Raw genomic sequence first — 19,114 nt, 5'->3', positions numbered from 1 at the left:
ACTCTGAGTCGGTCTATTGTTGATAAGGAAAGCCGAAAATCAAACACGTACAGGTCGCGAGTCTGGGGCTTGGCTTCTATAGTTTTTGGGTAGTGAGATCGAAGCATAAGGAATCAGCAGATGGTAAAAGCAATAACGGTAGGATTAGTCGCAGCGTTGGCGTCATTTTCCTCTTTGGCAGAAGAAAGTGTGGTACGAGTCGCGAGTCAACATTCGGTGCAAGATACCGCGAATAAGTTTGTCGAAATAGCGCAAAGTAAGGGCTTAAACGTGTTTGCACGTGTGAATCACCAAGAGAATGCGGCTAAGGTCGATATGGCGCTACGTCCAACCGAAGTGATTGTGTTTGGTAATCCCAAAGTGGGCACGCCGCTGATGCAATGCGCACAAGAAGTCGCGATCGATTTGCCGCAAAAAGTGTTGGTTTATGAAGATGCAGAAGGCAAAACTTGGCTCGCTTACAACAACCCAATGTATTTAAAAGAGCGCCACAAGATTGAAGGGTGTGACGAGGTGTTAGCCAAAGTCAGTGGTGTACTGAGTAAGCTCACAGGGGCGGCTGCTAAGTAGACTTTCGACGTCCTTGAGAGCTTGATCATTATGCCGCCTGAGGTCTTGGTCTTTCCATGTGTGAGCAGCATTCTGGAAGCCACCCGTTGCGATGAGCGGCGTTGTATGCCCCGCGGCAGCAGCGTAACCAATCTCGCTTGTTTGCGAAGTAGGACGCGCTGCCTTTGCAAATTTTGAGCGTCCACTTTGAGCGAGCAGAACGCATGTGTTCACAGCACTTTTGTGTCCAGCCATTGCGGTGTGCTGCGAAATACGCGCCACTGCACCCTTCTTGCCATGCAGTTCGCGTTCGATAATTAGCTGCACTGGCTTTACATGTTTCGAACGTCCATTTTTTCTGTGTTCTTGGCGCCCCCATGTGCTCACAGCATTCGTCTAACCATCCGCGATTTCTCGCTGCTTGGTAAGCGCTTTTGCAAGCGGCAATCCACTCAGTGCGGGTCTGGAAGGCGCTTGCGCTTTTGACGCAGGCTTGTCGATTCCACTTCAACTCTATTTGTTTCATGTGCTGGCAGCAGTCTTCTAGCCAGCCGTTTCGGTTGGCCGCGTTATAAGCACCGCTGCAACCGCGTTGCCAATCGGAGCGTGTTTGGTACTGTTTGGCGTTGTCTGCACAAGTTTCGAAGGTCCATTTTTTACCGGTCCGAGAAGGGAGCATATGTGCACAGCAATCTTCTACCCAGCCGTTTTTACGGGCGGCGTGGTAAGCACTTTTACAGCCCCGGTTCCATTGTGACCGTGTGTTGTATCGCGCAGCGCTTTGTTTGCATTTCTCAAATGTCCATTTGATGCCGACTCGCTGCATGTGCGCGCAACACTGATCTAGCCATCCATTACGATAAGCGGCGCTGTAGGCTGCCTTGCACCCTTCGCACCATTGGGTTCGTGTCTGATAATGAGCCGCACTCTGTTTGCACAGTTCGAGACTCCATTTTCCGCGTTTTTTGGGAAGATCCATTAGGTTCATAAGCGCACCCCTTCAAACGTTTTTAACTGGTGATGTTGAGCCGTTTCCCTAGATAAAAGTCTGCCGTACTCTCTGTGGAGTTTGCTTTCGCTGACAGGTGATGGTGATGATTGTTATGCCTTTTTGTACGGTTTTTTCGCCCTTTCGGGTCAAATGAAGACAAAAGTAGTGGAAGGAGAAAATAGAATAGGGTTAAACGAGTCGGTTTATTTGTGCGCTAGCGCAAGAATTTAATCGGTGCATGACGATCAGCTTCATCCATACTGAAGAAACCTAATTTTAAATTAGCAAAGCGTTATCTAAGTCTTTGTAAATGATTCTTATTTTTATAAAGTGTGATCGAAGTCTTACTATTCGGGCGTATATTTCATATTAAATATCAAGCATATGACGTGATCGATATATTGCCTCAATTAATCATTGTTAGGGACGATAGTTATGCGTAGCACGTTGTTAATTCCCGCATTATTGCTGTCAGGGTGCGCTCTGACGCCCCAATCTACACCTCTTCAAACTGACCCTAATTGGGTTGTTGACCAACTTCCCAATGGGATGAAATACCACATTTACCCAACTCAAGATGAAGAAGTTTCGGTACGTTTGATGATGAACGTTGGCTCATTCCAAGAAGAAGCCAATCAAAAAGGCTATGCACACTTTATTGAGCACATGGCGTTCAACGGCAGTACCCATTTTTCTGGTAATGATGTAGTGAAGTTGTTTGAAGCTTCTGGTGGCAGTTTTGGTGCAGATATCAATGCCACAACGACCTATCAACAGACGACCTATAAGTTGGATTTGGCTAACCCTGACAAGCTTGATGATGCGCTAACTTGGATGCGCGACATCAGTGATGGTATTCAGTTTGATCCAACACAAGTGGAGAAAGAGAAAGGCGTCATTTTAGGTGAGTGGCGACGTTCTCGTCCCGATGATAAATCCCTATCTTTTAACGCGTACCAAGCTTCAATTGAAGGAACGCCTTACGCAGAGCACGACCCTATTGGTACACGTAGTTCTATAGAAAACACAACTTCGCCTGCACTCAAAACGTTTTATGACAAATGGTATCAACCACAATACGCAGAGCTTATCGTGACGGGTAATGTGGATGCAGAATCACTGACTAAGATTATTGAGAGTAAGTTTTCTAACTGGGATAGTACATCCGATGCTGTTGTTGAAAAACGTCGTGATATCCGAGCAAAAAATGCAGATCGTATTTTGCCAAGTAGTCAGATGGAGTCGCCGAGTTTGCATTTGATTATCGACCGAGATTCGGTGAGTCGTCAAACCATGCAAGATCAACATAAAGCATGGCAAGATGAAATCAGTGCTCAACTTATTCAACAACGCCTACTTAGTGTTTTGAATGATGCTGCGGAGTCATTTCAATACGCGTACGCACAACCATACTCTTCAAACTATCACCGCATGATGTCTGCTGGTGTTTCATTTGCACCAGAGCGCCGAGAGAAAATCCAACAAATCTTCATGAACACATTGACGTCCTTGCGTGACTATGGTGTTACTCAACAAGAACTCGACGGGATCATGTCGGGTTGGTATGGGGAGCTGGCTAATCTCGATTCTGATTGGTCGAAACGCAAACCAGCAGGCTATGCAGAAGCGCGTGTATTCCAACTAGAACAAGATTCAGTGAGCCAATCCAAAGCAGGCTATGAATTGAGCTTGTCGACGTTTGTTAAGAGCAATACGCTAACCCATGCGAATGAAGCGTTGGAGGCTCTTCTTTCTCAGCCAGCAAGTTTTGTTGTCGGCTTAGGTAAAACAGAAAATAAAGCTCAGTTCGCTGGAGAATTTGCCCTGTTGAGTGCCGCTTACGCACAAGCGGGGGAAAAGCCTTTGAACATGTACGCGAAAGCCGATGGTTTTGTTCAGCCAAAGAAAGAAGGCACTATTGTAAGTACTCGTGAAGATGCGGGTGGTTTCCAAGTGTATACCTTGTCAAACGGTGTGGATGTTTGGTTCCAAAAGGATGATAAAGCGGCCAATCGAGCTTATGTTTACTTCGTCAGCCAAGGTGGTAAAGCCGCGTTAGATAAGCCACTGTATCCTGCGTTTGACGTGGCAACGATGGCAGCAGCTCGTAGTGGTTTGGGTGATTTTTCTGGTTCTGAACTCGACAGTTATTTACGTAAAAACGATATCTCGTTGTTCCCTATTTTAGGGCCAACTAACCATGGCATAGAGGTCATTACTCCGAAAGCGCATTTGGCGAGTGCGTTAAATGGTTTGTACAACATTGCCACTGATATCAAAGTGGATGAACGCCAACTCGAAGCGGTGAAACGAGAGTTTCTTCAGCAGCGCCGTGCCTTTTTTGAGTCGTCGATGGGGAAATGGATTAAAGCGGCGAACGAAAACTCGTACTTACCAAACAGTCGCCATCGTTTGTTACCAAGTGATGGTGTAAAGGATGTGACACCTGAGCAGGTTCAAGCGGTACATGATGCTTTGTTCAACTACAATCGCGGTTTTAAAATGGTCATTGTGGCGGATGTTGAACCAGAACAAATTACCCCATTGTTGCGTAAATACGTCGCCTCGATTGATATGCAGGTAGGGGAACCGGTGGATTACTCGATTGAGTTCAACCCAAATGCATTAAGCCGAACGGTGATGGAAGAAGGTAACGAACCGTCATCGATGTATTTATTACGTCTAACCAATCAGCACGAGTCGCCAAGAACTGGGCATGACATGATTGTGGAAGACATGCTTCAACGTATTGCGGCTGCGCGTGTTACAGAGCAATTACGTGAAGATGCAAGCTTGGATTACAGCCCGAGTATTTATCCAATCACACAAGATCGTGAAATGGTGTCCGACTGGTTCTTGGAATCTCAAATCGATCCTAAAGACGTTAGCAAAATGGATGCGCAGTTAGATAAGGTTTTTGATGAACTGGCTAAAAATATCACTCAAAAAGAGGTTGATACCGCAGCTAAACAACTTGCGGTTGCAATGAAGGATTTGGATGATAATCCGGGCCAACGTAGCTGGGCTTACACACGCTATCTTGTTCATGGATATGGTTTAAACACATTGCTTGATGTAGATAAAGCGGCTCAGAGTGTGACGTTAGAAGAAGTAAAAGCCAAAGCGAAAGAGGCATTTGGCATCAAAGCTAAGCGAACAACGATTATTCTAAATCCAAAATCGTAATCATCTACAAGGGCGACGTGTGAGTCGCCCTTTTTCTGTCTCGCTTTGCCAATTCCTTGCGCGATTTAGCCACATTGGCAGGGCTTTGTTTCGCCTTTCTTTATTTGTTGTCTGTAAGTTTTTATCGCTTGTTTACGTTCTTCGTCTAAATCTGCGCGGCGCACAATCACTTTCATGCCTGATTGAGGCTTTACCTTACACGCGTAAAGAGGCGTGCCATTAACTTCTACTTTGCAAGCATGGCAGCAACCGTGTTTACGCTTGTTCTTTAGGCAGGGCGCAGCGATATTCACTTTGACCTTGCGGGCTGTTTCTACCAAGTTCTGATCATCTGGTGAAATCGCGATTTGATGGTTATCAATCTCTATGATTGCAGGTTTGAAGGTAAACATAATCTCTTAAAATTCAGTAAAACAATAACTAAGACGACAGAGGCCGAAAAAAGACGACGCATTTCCTTATTTTTTGTTCGGTTCCTTGCGATGCACTTCTAATGCTGTTTTTGTGAAGGAAAGTCGCACATTAATAATAGGCAGGAAACCATATGGTATCGCTTGAGTCTGACCTTACTCCTGATTGAAGTAAATAAAGGTTCCCCCAATGAAACGCTACTTATTGTCGACAATTTTACTCCTAAGCAGTGCCAATGTATTTGCAGAAGCGGCACCCACTCAACCTGTAGCGCCAAAACCATTTGGTTTAGAAAGCATTACTGCTGATCAGCAAGCTAAGATTGAAGAAATTCAGCTTAACTTAAGCAGTACGCTGACTCAGGAGCAATCGCCACAAGATATCCAAGAAAGTGCGAAGCAGTTTGAGAAGTTAGTAAAAGCGTCATCGTTTGACGAAGCAAAAGCAAAAGCGCTGCTTGAACGAGCTAACAAGACACAAATCGATGTCCAGCTTGCAAAACTAAAAGCACAAAACGACATTTACAACGTTCTGACTGATGAGCAGAAGTCGACGTTAGAAAAGCGCCAACAAGAACAAATTAAAAAGTTTGAATCGATGAAGCAGCAAGCTCAGTAATCGAACGATTTTAATTGTCTAATTGATTAAAAAGACACCTGATTAATAGGTGTCTTTTTTCTTGTCATTCAAAAATGAAAGGGACCTTTCCCATTCCTTAAATTAACGGTTATGAGCGGTGCTTTAAGGTCATCAAAACGTAACAAATTTAATGAGACTTATTGTGATCTTGGTTCAGTAAAAAAATTCTAATGATAACTAGATCACAAAACGAAGGCTTATCTAACGGGTGAGCACCGTTCTTATCACCAAGCAAACCGCCATCTTTCTGAGTAAAAAGTCAATATAGTTATAAGTCTAGATAAATTATCAAGTTAAGAGATGTATTTACCGAACAGATCAGCACTGTCGGAAGGCCAATTCAGCTTGATATAGTCCAGAGGATTTTGTGCAGGGGATTGGGCTCAACCAATCATTGCCTGCCCTGCACCATAGCATGAGAAAAATACGCTCAAACACGGGTTAATAAGCATTGGGTAATAACTGACGAACACTCATCCTTATTACTCATGGTTGTTTGAACTATATTTTAATTATTAATAATTATAACGCAATGGAAGGTATGTTTATGAGTACCGTACAGGCAATCAGTGACAAGCGCCTTGTAAAAAAAGCAGAGAAATACCTCAAGAGTCATCATGATGAAGTGTATTGGCTAATTTGGAGAATAGGTATTGAAACAGGGCTACGAATTACCGATATCACCAAGTTGGGTTACGATAATATCAATTTCGAATCCGGAGAAGTGGTTGTGATTGAGAGTAAAGGCACGCTAGCCCGACAAGCCAGAGCGAGGCATAAAGTCTTAAAAAGTGTCAAAAATGAGTTGCTTAACTACTACAAGCGTGATCACACAAAACTGCTTTCTGTTTACGTATGTGACTATCGACACATCACTGATCTTGTTCCTCGCTGCTGGAAAGATAGCGTCCAAACACGATTAGAAGAAGCAACCAAAAGTGCGCCAGTGAAAAAAAGAGTGGCTTATCTCAGTCCGCGAACATTAACGGCATTAAAAAAGCGACAAAGAGTATGGCAAGGTCGAGACAGCGGATTCATCTTTTCAAGAGCGACACTGGGCAGTAATCGTGCAAAAAGACAGCGAGGTGTCATTTCTCGACAAGCGTGCTGGCGGGTATTCTCATGCTTATCTTGTTGTATCGATGAGCTTCGCCAACACAAGATTGGTTGTCACAGCCTGCGTAAAATCTTTGCACGTCACCTTTATCATTCAAGTGATATGGATATTGGCCTTGTTGCTACTATCATCGGTCATCAATCTGTTGCGACGACATTGAGGTACATTGGCATATCTGATGAAGATACAAGAAGGGCGCAATTGCGGCTGTTTGACTACTTTTTCGCATAGCCAATAACAACACAGTTCATATTCTCAATGACTGAGGAAGCGACCGCGACCTCACGTTTTCTAATGTCTTGAATTCCTAGCGCTGATTATTTGCGTCTTTTTTCTGCATCCATTTGTGGCTAAAACGCACGGTGAGTCATCGATTTCTTGATAGGGTTGCTCAGGTAAAGGCTGAATCTATCGATATCAACGTAGTTGTTCTTTACCATTGAATCAAAATGCCGTTTTTGTACATTTCTCTTTATTTTTTAATGGCATAGCATCAAATAACTCGAGACAAATTCTACAACCTATCCTCCTCAAACATACAGAGCATGTCCGTATTGCTTAACTTTTTTATGCCTATTTAACCTCTTGATTCATAAGTCAATTAAGCAGTGCTGGAGAACAGTAGATGAAATCGAACTTTTCTCATCACCTTCGAATGACACGAAAGAGAAGAGGTTGGTCTCAAAGAGAGTTAGTTGAGCGCTTGCACGATCTTTCCTTCTCTTTGTTTTCTGGGCTTGATGTGAATGCACTTTCTCGTTGGGAAAGCGAGAAGATACAACCGACACCTGAACGAATGGTTCAAATATTTAGAGCTCTCAGAATCAGTGTAGATGAACTTAAGGTTTGTGGCTTTCCGAAAAAACCTCAACTGATGAAGAGATTTGAGCGCTTTCGAAGAGGAAATTTTGGACTGATTGAACTTCCCCAAAGGCAGGGGAGGTGGCGGCGTTTAAAAGAAAAAGGCAGTGGTTATAAGTTTCTTAGAAGTCTCTGTTCCGTTGAGGAGTATGAGCCGTTTGTGACAGGTAGGGAGCGAACGGAGCAGTGGTCTGTTACTGGGTGCTATTTAGCATCAGTCACATATCGAATCGAAGGCGATACTTTCATTCTTCTCCACTCTGAAAGCTTAACTTACAGTGCGTTGCTGTCGACGATTGAGCGTTTGATTGAGCTATTGTACGAAAGTGAGGCAAAATTTTTTTGGATCGTCGCGGCTGAAAGAAAAGCGGCAAAGAAAGCTCGAGTCCTTCAGCTTGAAGAGGTTGGCTTTTGTTCGAATATATATTCTGGAACGTCAGATTATGTATTAGGCGAGTTGTTGACTATTCGCACTTGGAGCTCCTCAAATAACACTTAATTTTCACGAATTGTACGTCGAGTCATCGTTATCTTCGGAAAAACGTTTAATTGGATGAATGTAAATTGGAACAGGTAAATAACATATAGGCTCGTAACAAGAATGCATTATTTCTTGATGAAAAGGAGCAAATAATTTAGGGAGAATTAATGATTTAGAACTTAATAACATTCACGCTAACCAAAAATCATAATGTTTGTGAAACGATACAAACATATCGAGTTGGAAATAAAACGTTTCCATCCACACATTTATTAAAAACTAAATTGCAACAATAAGAAGTCATCACTTCTTGTCTGCATTTATTCGCTAAAAATACACGGGATTTAAAAATGAAAGCTAAATTCATTCGCTCATCAATCGCAGCTACTTTTCTTTTTGGACTGATGTCTGCAACCCCTGCTTTGGCAGAAAACACGACCAACGTTTACTTCAAAGGTGAAATCGTAGAATCAGCATGTGGTCTATCACCAGACAGCATCGATCAGACAATCCAACTTGGTCAACAGCCAACGCACATCTTTAAAGCAAAAGGTGACCGCTCTACACCAGTGCCTTTCCAAGTGAAACTGACGGACTGTGATACGACTGTAGCAACAAAAGCGGAATTCACATTCGATTCTAACCCAGACACTACTGGCGACCTATTCAGCGTTGAAGGCGGTGCAACGGGCGTTGGCGTACGTATCCTTCACGATGGTAACCCAATCGACAACGGTGACGTAGCAGCAAGCAACGTAATCGTAGACGGCACAAACATCGCGTCTTTCTCTGCAGCGTATGAAGCAAACGTAGACGTAACAGCAACACCTGTTACAGCGGGTGTTGCAGAATCTTGGGCGCTACTACGCGTAACGTACCCATAAGCAGTTGCCGAGAGAGCTTTGGCTGTTTAGCCAAAGCTCTCGTTCTAATAAAAAACACTGGTTGATAAAATGCGTCGTCATTTACTCGGTTTAATAATTGTACTTTCCTTTCCTTCTTTTTCTTACGCGACCAGCTTCAATGATTATTTTATAAGAAGTAAAAATAGTGTCGATTTAAGCAAATTCTCGAATGCGAACTTTGTGGAAGACGGTAAATATGAGCTAGAGGTTTATATTAATGGGGAGTTCTTAACCAAAGAAAATATTGTATTTAATAACAATAAACCCTGCATTTCTGATGCATTAATGGACAGCCTTCCTCTTAGCGAGCGTGGTTATAAAGTCTACAAAGAAAACGCGATCTCAGTTGATGGTGGTGTGTGTTATCAGTTTGAAGATGTCGGCTACACCAAAGTCACGTCCGATCTCGGTAAAGCACGTTTAGACATCACGACGCCTCAAGAATACATCGCGAATGAGTACAAATATGGCTTTGTGCCTGATCGGTTATGGGACGATGGCATCGCCGCGCTCTATCTGGATTACAACGTTAACTACTTTTCTAGCCAACAAGACGATGAAAACGGTTGGAATGACGATCTATCCACCTACGGCATTGTTGGGCTAAATGCCGGAGCGTTTCGCTTTCGAGCAAATTACCAAGCATCTAACAACTACTCGGGTGACTTTACTTCATTGTATGGCTACGCGCCGATTCGCAGCATTAAATCGAAATTGACGTTCGGTAATACCCAGTTTGGCTCGGACGTGTACGACTCGTTCCAAATGACGGGTGTTCGCCTGCAAAGCGATGACCAAATGCTGCCATCGAACTTGCGCGGTTACTCGCCAGTGGTCTCTGGCACGGTCAATACCAATGCGGTGATCACCATTCGCCAGCAAGGCAACGTACTTAAAGTGGTGAATGTGAATGCGGGGCCGTATCTGATTGATGACCTAGCACAAGCGTCTCAAGGTACGTTGGATGTTGAGGTCAAACAAGCCGACGGGATGATTCAACGTTACCAAGTGAACGGTGCAGATGTGCTGTACCTAACGCGACCTAATCACGTGCGTTATAGCGTTTCAGCGGGCGTACCGGACAGTGACGCTTATGAGCACACGCCGGAGTTCTTTTCTGCTGAAGCGTCCTATGGTGTCAACAACTACCTGTCGCTGTTCTCTGCAACGCTGCTCTCTGAAGATTACCAATCTTACACTTTCGGTAGTGGTATCAACCTGAATTACTTCGGGGCGGCTTCATTCGATATTTCTTCTGCGCAGGCGAAATTAGGCGACGACACGGATGCCTCTGGCTTGTCTTATGGCTTTACTTACAACAACACGCTGACCGACTTTGGCTTGGGTTTACGTGTGGCGGGCTACCGATTTTCGGAAGAGCAATATTACGAATTTGATGAGTATTTGAAGTCTTATGATGACCGCACTTCTTCCATTGTCTATGCCGCGAACAATAACCGTAAAGATGAAAAGTACATTGCACTAACCCAGAGCTTTGGCTCGACCAGTGCGTATTTGTCTTACACCTCAAACAACTATTGGGACAATCGCCGCGACAGTTCTCGTTACGACGTTAATATTTCGCATCCGTTGAAGATCAACGGGATCGATCTCTACTTAACGATGAACCTGTACAAGTCGAACGATTCATACATCAGTTACGACTACGAGTCGGGCATTAATGAATACTCGCCAAGCATTGACGAAAAAGGTTGGTCATTGGGGATCTCTATTCCTATCGGTGGCAGCAACACTGTCTCAGTTCAAACCAATTCACGCAGTGGTGACTACTCTCAAAACCTTGCCTACTCGGGATACAACAATGATGACGGTTCTAACTATCGTGTTGCTTACGATGTTTACGAGGGTGAATCCAACGGCGTAAGTGGCAACTACAATCGCGATTTCTCATTCATGTCGACGTCTGTTGGTGGCAGCTATAAAACCAACTCGTACAGCCAAGTAAACGCCAATGCGATGGGCACGGTGCTGCTTTCAAAACACGGCTTGGCATACAGCGCACTTAACTCGGGTACGTCGCGCATTCTTATCGACTCGAATGTACCGGACGTCACCATAAACGGTAGCAACAACGAAGAGACCAATGCGTTTGGCTTGGCGCTGATCAATGGCGTGACGCCTTATCAAAAGAGCTATAACACCATCGATTACAAATCACTACCTGATGATGTTGAGGTGCTCGGCAGCGTTAAGAGCATGGTGCTGACCGAAGGTGCGATTGGCTATCAAAAAATTAAGGCCCGCCAAGGCAGCAACTTTATGGCGCACTTGCAAAGCGAACAAGACATTCCGTTTGGCGCATTGGTGTTTGACGACGAACTCAATCAAGAGATTGGCATTGTTGGGCAAGACTCAACGGCTTATCTGGTCGGCGTCAATCTCGATTCAAAAATCAGTGTGAGCTGGGGGGATAACCAAAGCTGCCACTTAATCATTGATGACTCAATCCTAAATAGTAAAGAAGTCATCCGTTCCGTTCATTGTGATAATTAATCAGTAGTTGAGAAGTTATGAAAAAATCAATTCTAGCCGTCATGTGTTGTTTGATGGTCTCGGCATCGGCGAATGCAGCATTGGCTTTAGACCGAACTCGTGTGGTTTATGAAGGTAACTCAAAGGTAGAGACCGTCAAAATAAAGAACCCCGCTGACATTCCATTCTTGGCGCAATCTTGGTTGACGGACATGGACGGAAAGGATGTAGAAGACAAATTCATCGTTGTTCCACCCGTGTTGAGAATCGAGAGTAAAGATTACGCCATGTTGCGCATCAAATCTTTGCCAACCGCTTCCCAACTGCCGCAAGACAGGGAAACGGCTTACTTCTTACATGTTCGCGAAGTGCCGCCTTCGGAGCATGACAAGCACGATGATGCTGTCACAGAGACTGCCAGTGGTTCTATCCAAATTGCAATTGAATCGGTGATCAAATTTTTCTATCGACCTTCCAGTCTGGACAAGATTAAGCGCGTCGATAAAGCGGTGGCGAGCGCGACCAAAATTAAGCGCACGGACAGCAATAAGATCTTGGTAGAAAACGGTTCGCCATTTTACGTGACTTACTCTGAGTTGATGGTGGGGAAAGCGAAAAAAGACGCGACGGGTTTCACCCCTGTGATGCTGGCGCCGTTTACTAGCAGAACCTTGAAAGTAGAAAAGAGCGACCGATACACGTTAAGCCACATCAATGATTATGGTGCCACGGTGAGCAACACCTATTTCTGCAATTCAAAAAGCATTTGCACGGCCAAAGACGAAAGTGAGGGTTAATGATGAGAGCGTTATTTCTAACACTTTGTTTGCTCGTTACGGGGCTCTCAATGGCTCCCAATGCGTGGGCGTTAGCCTGCTACAGCACAGAAGCCGGTGGGAGTTTTGGTGGGAGTGGTCCTGGCGGTGTAAGCAGTTTCTACATTGATCCTTCTGCATCGGTACCCATTGATGCGCCTGATGGGCAAGTGGTATGGCGTGGCCCGTCTCAAACGGTGAATGTTACTTGCTATAAAGATGCGACGAATTTCCCTCACCTGAAGGATTTCCCCGAACAAGTGTTCTTTTGGCCCGGTAAAACGGGAGATACCGTCGTCCCGAATATTCCCGGTATTAAGGTAGGGTTTCGATATGAAGGCCGAGATATTTATGGTGTAAAAACGGCGGTCGATGGCTTCAGGGTTCCTCAGTGTAGTGCTAGTGAAGACAACAACGCTTGTGAATCACGCACTAAAACATCCAAAACCATTACATACCAGCCCATCATTGTTACGGGGCCGGGGGACTTCTCTGGATATAGCGCGCCGGTCAACATTTTCCAGTTAGATGGGGAGTTAGGTTACAACGGTGCGTATGCGAACTACCGCAGCGTAATTCAGAACATGGACATCCTTAAGCCTTCTAAATGTTTGGTTGAGCTGGAGATCAAGAACAATAACATCGACTACGGGCGCATTGGTGTGGACGATATTGTGCAAACCGAGCCTCGCCCTCTCACTATTATCGTTCGCAACTTAAAGTACGGAGCCGATTGTCCATCCGTTAAGCTGCGTGGTTATTTTGATAACGTGCGTGATCTGACCAACCGATCTTATGTGCCTGTCTTTGACGAAAGCGGCAAAGAAATCAAATCCTACGGCATCAAGCTTTACACCCCAAGTGGTGAAGAGGTGCAACTTAATGAGCCTGTCGGTGATGGCTACGAAGTAGAGCAAGTCGGCTATGACCGTTACCTCGCCAAACTGGTGCCTTTCGACCCTGCCAACATTAAGAAAGGGAAGTTCGAGGGAATGGTGGTGTACACCGTTTCTTACTTATAGGGGAAGGCTTGTGAATTACAAACAAATGATTTTGTTCGCGATTTCTGTTTTTGCACTCTCCCCAGTTTTGGCACAAGAGGCTCAGCAAGTCGACGAACCCGAGAAAGGCGTTATCGATACTTTGGTATCCAATGGGTTGTATTTTCAAGTGGGAGGGGGACTCGCTCAGTTTAAAGACGATCCTTACAAGCACGACAACGACATCACCAGTTTGAAGTACAGCTTAGGTATCTCGACGCAGTCTTTTGACTATGAGTTAGGCTATCGCAGTTTATCGGACGGCAATGGTTTTGACATGAAAGGTTTGGACATTCTCGCCAAACACAAATGGTCACTGTGGCGCGATGGTGGTTTGTTTGCTGGTGTGGGTGGCTACGTCTACAACGCCGACATGGACAAGCCTCAGTTAGATTCACCGACAGAAACCAGCGGCGTGGCACCGTACTTGTCGGTGGGCGGTTACTATGCTCTGAGTGAGTACATCGACGTCTCGTTGCAATTCGACAATCTGTTTAATGTCAGTGTGCTCGATCAGTACTACGACAAAAAAGACACCAAGCAGTTGCGTCAGGTGAACTTGTCTCTGGTGCTTCATCCGTGGTCGAGCAGCAGTTACGATCCGCAACCTATTGAGCACATAGAGGATACGCCAGAAGAGCAAACCGTGATTCTAGCGGAGAACAGTCCGGTTTATAGCTATGACGATGCATCGCTCAACCCAGAGATGGAAGCTCAGTTGATGCAGTTGGCCACTCGAATTACTGAGTTGGAAAGCTATGAAGTGGTGGTGACAGGAGGGGCAGACAGTAAGCCTGCTTATCTGGAGTACAACAATCACTTAGCGAAAGAGCGAGCAAAAGTCGTGGCGGATTTCTTGATTTTGCACGGCGTGAAAGCGAACAACATTCGTCTTGAGACGTCAGTCATTGAACAAGAACATCGCGAGCAAGCCGCGCGCAAAGTCGAAATTACGGTCAATGGAACCGAATTGGTTGTGCCAGAATAAGAACCTTCTTCGTTTCTGACTGACAATAAAAATCCCTCGCCAATCGACGAGGGATTTTTGTATTCGTAGAGAGGAGGATACTCATCCCTTTTGAATGTCGAGATCAGTAACGATTAATCGTTCTTCTCTTTACCGTAAACGCGCACGCCCGCTTTAGAGCCTTCTGAGTTACCGTATACTTCGATGTTTTTCACACAGCGACGGTAACCGAAGTAACGCCAGTCGGTCATCTTGTCTTTCTTTAAATCACGGTGGAAGCGAATGGTTTTCTCGTCACCGTTTTGGAATCGCACAACGACCTTTCTTAGTTCTAGGTCTTTCTCTGCTTTCACTTTGATCGCGTTGGTGTTGCGACAAATCACCATTGGGATTTTTGCAGCTAGATTACCGTGCTCAAGCAAGATAGTACGACCTAAAGTGAATTTATCGTCTGCGTGTGCAGGAGCGATAAGTGTTGTTGCAGCCAATGCTGCAGTGATAATAGCGGTATAAATTCTCATTTAAAAAATCACCAAAACACAGGAGCGCGAATCATAGTCGAGCTCAATAAAATTCAGCTAGCAATATTTTTCTTTGTGAATAAAATTTCACAGTCCGCTGACTTTGATTGCATAAATGTGAGAATTTATCAGCCGAGAGCAAAGGCAAGTAAGGGCGTTGTCGGTGATATGGCGCGTTTAAAACCGATCTCTTAAAGTGCTTTCGATGCCAATGGTTATCTGTATGGTCTGAGTACAAGAAGGTGAGTATTCAAACTAGACAACGATGCAGTTCGTTTAAAAAGCCCCAATACTGAATAACTGAGCCTGTATACACTCTCTATTTTGCTTCTAAGTTTTGGTATTTGGATTATATTGATAAGTAAAAAATGGTATAAATTACTTATTGTCGATAATAATTGAATGCTTATGAAGAAATACGAAGAATTGGTTCAAGATATCATCAGTAAAATTTGTCAAAACGTCATCGATGTGAAGTTGCCATCTGAGCGTGAATTGGCGGAAAAGTATGATATCTCTCGTTTTTCGGTACGGAAGGCGCTGTCCAAACTTGAAGCGATTGGTATTGTGAAATCCAAAGTGGGTTCAGGTTATTTCGTTAATACCTCAATTATTGGTTCGCCACTCATCTATAATTCGGTCACTGAAAATAAATTTGGTGAGATTTCATACAAGAAAATAAAACTGAATAAACGTCTACCCACTACGCATGAAATGCAGATGTTTTCTATCGAGGAAGATGAATATCTGTGGAATATTAAACGTCTACGATTAATTCAGGGTAAAGTGACACAGATTGAGGAAACAAAATTACCCGTAAGTATGTTTCCTAAAATTACCGATGAGATTATTGAGAGTTCATTACAGAAACACGTGTTGTCTTTAGGTTTAGAAATCGACAGTTATTTAACTACTTATCAAGCAATTAATGTTTCTAAAGAAGATGCGGATTTATTGGGTTGTAAACGTAATAGTTCCGCGATGAATATTACTAATCGAGGATTCTTAAAAACAGGTGAAGTCTTTGTGGTGAGCGATATTATTGATATTAATTACCAGTGTACTTATCACACCAAGTTTAATCCCGAGAGTCTTAACTACCGAGATCAAAACGACCGCGAATAGCGGTCGTTTTTTAGGTCTGCATTTAACGCCGTCGCTAGGACAAACGAGGCATTAAGGCGTGTGAATACTGCCGTCAGGTAAACGACTTTGCGTCCATTCGTGTGGGCGGTATTCAACAGGGAAGTCTTGCGCCGCTTCGCGATCCATCTCCACACCGATACCTGCAATTTCAGATGCGTATAGGTAACCGTTGATTGGCTCTGCTGCGTTCGGGAAAACGCGCTGTGTATTGGTTTTGTACTCTACATGTTCTTGAATCGCAGCGTTGTGCAGATGCACATTTAAGTGAGTATTCACTGCGGCGCCAATCGGCGTCATATCTGGTGGGCAGTGCCAAGCAATACGAACGCCAAAGCTCTCACAGAAGTGACCGAGTTTCAGTGCTGGTGTGATGCCACCGATTTGTGACACGTGGCAACGGATGAAGTCGACACGGCGATTGATGATCAACGCTTTCCACTCTTCAGGATTGTTAAACAGCTCACCCAGCGCTAGAGACACGCTCGATTGGTTGCGGATATTATCCAACCATTCTGTTTGACTTGGCGGCAAAATATCTTCAATAAAGAAGGGGTTATACTGCTCAACTTGTTTCGCGAATTGAATCGCTTGGTTCGGGAACAAACGCTCGTGTACATCATGAAGAATATGGAATTGTTTGCCATATTTCTCACGTAGGTTTTTGAACATTTCTACCGTGTTTTCAATATATTGGTCTTGATCGTAGTAAGAGCCTTGGGTTGGGTTTTGCGCCGTTTGAATATTTTCTGGCACACCACCATAAAATCCTAACTGACAGCGAATATGTTGATAACCCTGTTCTAAGTATTTATCGACTTGCTCATACAAGCCTTCCATCGTATCGCTGGTGGCATGCGTATATACTTGAATAGCATCACGAGATTTACCACCAAATAATTGATGAAGCGGCATGTTGGCTATTTTTGCCTTAATATCCCAAAGTGCCATATCAACACCAGAAATAGCATTGTTGATCACTGGGCCATTGCGCCAATATGCATTGACCATCATCATTTGCCACAGATCTTCAATATTATTTGCATCTTTACCAATTAATAATGGCTTAAGATATTCATCAACCATGGTTTTTACTGCCAATGGTCGTTGTTGGAATGTCGCACAACCGTAGCCCGTTACACCAGATTCTGTTTCTACAATAACAGTAATCAGGTTATGTCTGTCTGGCTTGGTAATCACGCACTCAATATTTGATATGGTATTTTTGTTCACTTCAAACTATCTCTGGTTAACAGGATTTATTTTATATAAGCGTGAAAAAATACAAATTACAAGCGGTAAATCATGCTTAAATTTAACTGGTTCGTTCCTGTTTTGAATTCGGCAAGAAAAACGAACCAATTGGCGAAAAAAGCCGAAAATTTAATTTTTAGCCGTTTTAATGTGAGTTTAATCACTAATTTGTCGATTGGATAAATACCTCCAGTAGCTAAGATGAGCGCAGTGAATGAGCAGACAAAGCACATAGGAAAGTATGATGCAATTGACACAAACAAACATGGCAACTGGCGATGCGTCGTCAGGTAAGGCAGACAGCTTTAGCATGAAACTACAAGAATTGGTCGCGGCACTTGGCGGCAACGAGAACATTGCTAACATTACCCACTGCATGACCCGCTTGCGCTTCAAGCTGGTGGACGAATCGAAAGCCGACAAAGCAAAACTTGAAGCCATTCAAGGCGTAAAAGGCGTGGTGCTTGGACAAGGTCAGACGCAGGTGATCATCGGTGTCGACGTTGAAAAATGGTACTTAGCCTTGTCTGGAGCAAGTGCTGCACCAGAAGATGCAGAAATCGAGCAAGAGAAAGGCAAGCTATTCCAAAACGCAATGCGCGTGGTGGCGGGCATCTTTGGCCCTGTCGTGCCTGCGATTGCGGGCTCGGGCATGTTGATGGGGCTGCTATCGGGCTTGATTGCGACCAACGTGATTTCAGAAAGCTCAGATACCGTTTTCTTCTTCCGTTCGATTTCTCTTGCGGTGTTCTTCTTCCTACCTATGTTGGTCTCTTTCTCTGCGGCGAAAGTGTTTAAGGTGAACGAATACATTGCGTTAGCAGTGGCTGCAGCGATGATGTCGCCAAAACTATTGGAAAAAGCGACCATTCTTTCTGAAGCTGGTAATGCTCCGGAATTGAACGTATTTGGTGTGATTCCAATTGAGCTGCTTAACTACGGCGGCGCGATCGTACCTGCGATTCTAGCGGTTTGGGTTCTGTCTAAAATCACCCCTATGGTAGATAAGTTAGTTCCTGCTTCTGCCAAACCAGTATTCACGCCGCTACTTGCTTTCACTGTGACATCGACTCTTGTGCTTTCTGTTGTAGCCCCAGCGGGGATGTGGCTAAGTAACGGCGCAGGTTGGGTTGTGAGCTCACTATTAGAGATCTCACCAACGCTGACGGGCTTTGTGTTTGGTTTAACTCGTCCAATTACCATCGTATTCGGTATTCACCACAGCATGACGCCAATCAGCTTGAACAACTTCGCGCTGTACGGAAAAGACTTGCTAATGCCTATTATGTGTCTGGGTAACCTAGGTATTGCAGGCGCGACGATGGCGATTTGGTACAAGCAACGTAAATACGCAAGCAAAGAGCAATCTTCAGTAACCGTAAGCTCAGGTGTGACCGCAATCCTTGGCATCACAGAGCCAGCACTATTCGGCGTACTGACTAAGTACACCAAAGCACTGTTCATGGCGAGCTTAGCAACAGGTATCGTAGGCGCGATTTCTGTGACTATCGATACACACCTAACAAGCTACATCCTATCTTCGGTATTCAGCCTGCCAGCTTACTTGGCAAGTGGTACTCAGAACTTTGTTCAAGCGGTATTGGGTGTGATTGGTGTGTTTACGCTGTCATTCGCAATGACCATGATGTTCGTACGCATCGATAATAAATAATCCTCTCTTCTCTCTATGTAGACCTGTCGTGTCCATCTGCGACAGGTCTCTTCAGCATGCTTAAAAGAA

At 44.4% G+C, this 19,114-nt stretch carries 16 protein-coding genes; 12 read left to right on the top strand and 4 right to left on the bottom strand.

Features of this window, described 5'->3' with window-relative positions:
• Positions 1–120 precede the first annotated feature (120 nt).
• Positions 121–570 (top strand): DUF302 domain-containing protein, encoded by a 450-nt coding sequence (locus ATB76_RS10030; protein ID WP_038877489.1) that lies wholly within the window; start codon positions 121–123, stop codon positions 568–570.
• Positions 571–598: 28 nt separating this feature from the next.
• On the opposite strand, the gene ATB76_RS10025 is transcribed toward ATB76_RS10030, so the two are convergent.
• On the bottom strand, positions 599–1,537 hold the full coding sequence (locus ATB76_RS10025) for a hypothetical protein (protein WP_038877492.1): 939 nt from the start codon (positions 1,535–1,537) through the stop codon (positions 599–601).
• A gap of 438 nt (positions 1,538–1,975) precedes the next feature.
• On the opposite strand from ATB76_RS10025, the gene ATB76_RS10020 reads away from it, so the two are divergent.
• Entirely contained in the window at positions 1,976–4,726 is a 2,751-nt protein-coding gene (locus ATB76_RS10020) for a M16 family metallopeptidase (protein ID WP_038877495.1), read from the top strand.
• A gap of 65 nt (positions 4,727–4,791) precedes the next feature.
• Here ATB76_RS10020 and ATB76_RS10015 read toward each other — a convergent pair whose 3' ends face one another.
• Positions 4,792–5,118 carry a (2Fe-2S)-binding protein gene (locus tag ATB76_RS10015; RefSeq protein ID WP_038877498.1) on the bottom strand — a complete coding sequence of 109 codons (327 nt, stop codon included), beginning with the start codon at positions 5,116–5,118 and terminating at the stop codon, positions 4,792–4,794.
• Positions 5,119–5,326: 208 nt separating this feature from the next.
• On the opposite strand from ATB76_RS10015, the gene ATB76_RS10010 reads away from it, so the two are divergent.
• From ATB76_RS10010 to ATB76_RS09975, 8 genes are all read left to right on the top strand, one after another.
• Positions 5,327–5,755 (top strand): Spy/CpxP family protein refolding chaperone, encoded by a 429-nt coding sequence (locus ATB76_RS10010; protein ID WP_038868873.1) that lies wholly within the window; start codon positions 5,327–5,329, stop codon positions 5,753–5,755.
• A gap of 568 nt (positions 5,756–6,323) precedes the next feature.
• Positions 6,324–7,124, top strand: coding sequence for a tyrosine-type recombinase/integrase (locus ATB76_RS10005; RefSeq protein WP_038868874.1), 801 nt, complete (start codon positions 6,324–6,326; stop codon positions 7,122–7,124).
• A 394-nt stretch (positions 7,125–7,518) separates the two neighbouring features.
• Positions 7,519–8,253: a helix-turn-helix domain-containing protein gene (locus ATB76_RS10000; protein WP_038868877.1), complete on the top strand. Its 735-nt coding sequence runs from the start codon at positions 7,519–7,521 to the stop codon at positions 8,251–8,253.
• Between the two features lie 332 nt (positions 8,254–8,585).
• Positions 8,586–9,119, top strand: a complete 534-nt coding sequence (locus ATB76_RS09995) for a fimbrial protein (protein WP_009706582.1) — start codon at positions 8,586–8,588, stop codon at positions 9,117–9,119.
• Between the two features lie 69 nt (positions 9,120–9,188).
• Positions 9,189–11,654, top strand: a complete 2,466-nt coding sequence (locus tag ATB76_RS09990) for a fimbria/pilus outer membrane usher protein (RefSeq protein ID WP_081094901.1) — start codon at positions 9,189–9,191, stop codon at positions 11,652–11,654.
• Positions 11,655–11,671: 17 nt separating this feature from the next.
• Positions 11,672–12,430 (top strand): molecular chaperone, encoded by a 759-nt coding sequence (locus ATB76_RS09985; RefSeq protein ID WP_038877503.1) that lies wholly within the window; start codon positions 11,672–11,674, stop codon positions 12,428–12,430.
• A complete protein-coding gene (locus ATB76_RS09980) occupies positions 12,430–13,470 on the top strand; it encodes an adhesin (protein ID WP_038868883.1) in 1,041 nt (346 codons plus the stop codon). Before ATB76_RS09985 ends, ATB76_RS09980 begins: the two co-directional genes overlap by 1 nt.
• A 10-nt stretch (positions 13,471–13,480) precedes the next feature.
• Complete coding sequence (locus ATB76_RS09975) at positions 13,481–14,476, top strand: OmpA family protein (protein WP_038877505.1); 996 nt, start codon at positions 13,481–13,483, stop codon at positions 14,474–14,476.
• Between the two features lie 113 nt (positions 14,477–14,589).
• On the opposite strand, the gene ATB76_RS09970 is transcribed toward ATB76_RS09975, so the two are convergent.
• Positions 14,590–14,976 carry a DUF2541 family protein gene (locus ATB76_RS09970; protein ID WP_005434277.1) on the bottom strand — a complete coding sequence of 129 codons (387 nt, stop codon included), beginning with the start codon at positions 14,974–14,976 and terminating at the stop codon, positions 14,590–14,592.
• A gap of 408 nt (positions 14,977–15,384) precedes the next feature.
• Between ATB76_RS09970 and ATB76_RS09965 the strand changes: the two genes are divergently transcribed.
• Positions 15,385–16,101 (top strand): GntR family transcriptional regulator, encoded by a 717-nt coding sequence (locus ATB76_RS09965; protein WP_039987390.1) that lies wholly within the window; start codon positions 15,385–15,387, stop codon positions 16,099–16,101.
• Positions 16,102–16,152: 51 nt separating this feature from the next.
• On the opposite strand, the gene ATB76_RS09960 is transcribed toward ATB76_RS09965, so the two are convergent.
• Positions 16,153–17,352, bottom strand: a complete 1,200-nt coding sequence (locus ATB76_RS09960) for an enolase C-terminal domain-like protein (RefSeq protein WP_045410766.1) — start codon at positions 17,350–17,352, stop codon at positions 16,153–16,155.
• A gap of 286 nt (positions 17,353–17,638) precedes the next feature.
• Between ATB76_RS09960 and ATB76_RS09955 the strand changes: the two genes are divergently transcribed.
• On the top strand, positions 17,639–19,045 hold the full coding sequence (locus ATB76_RS09955; protein ID WP_227742621.1) for a PTS transporter subunit EIIC: 1,407 nt from the start codon (positions 17,639–17,641) through the stop codon (positions 19,043–19,045).
• Positions 19,046–19,114: the final 69 nt, after the last annotated feature.

Origin of the sequence: Vibrio sp. MOR3, from assembly GCF_001557775.1 — a bacterium.
In the GTDB taxonomy this organism is placed as follows: domain Bacteria; phylum Pseudomonadota; class Gammaproteobacteria; order Enterobacterales; family Vibrionaceae; genus Vibrio; species Vibrio jasicida.
Note: the sequence above shows the minus strand (reverse complement) of the source record. Positions and strands in the feature narration are given on the sequence as shown.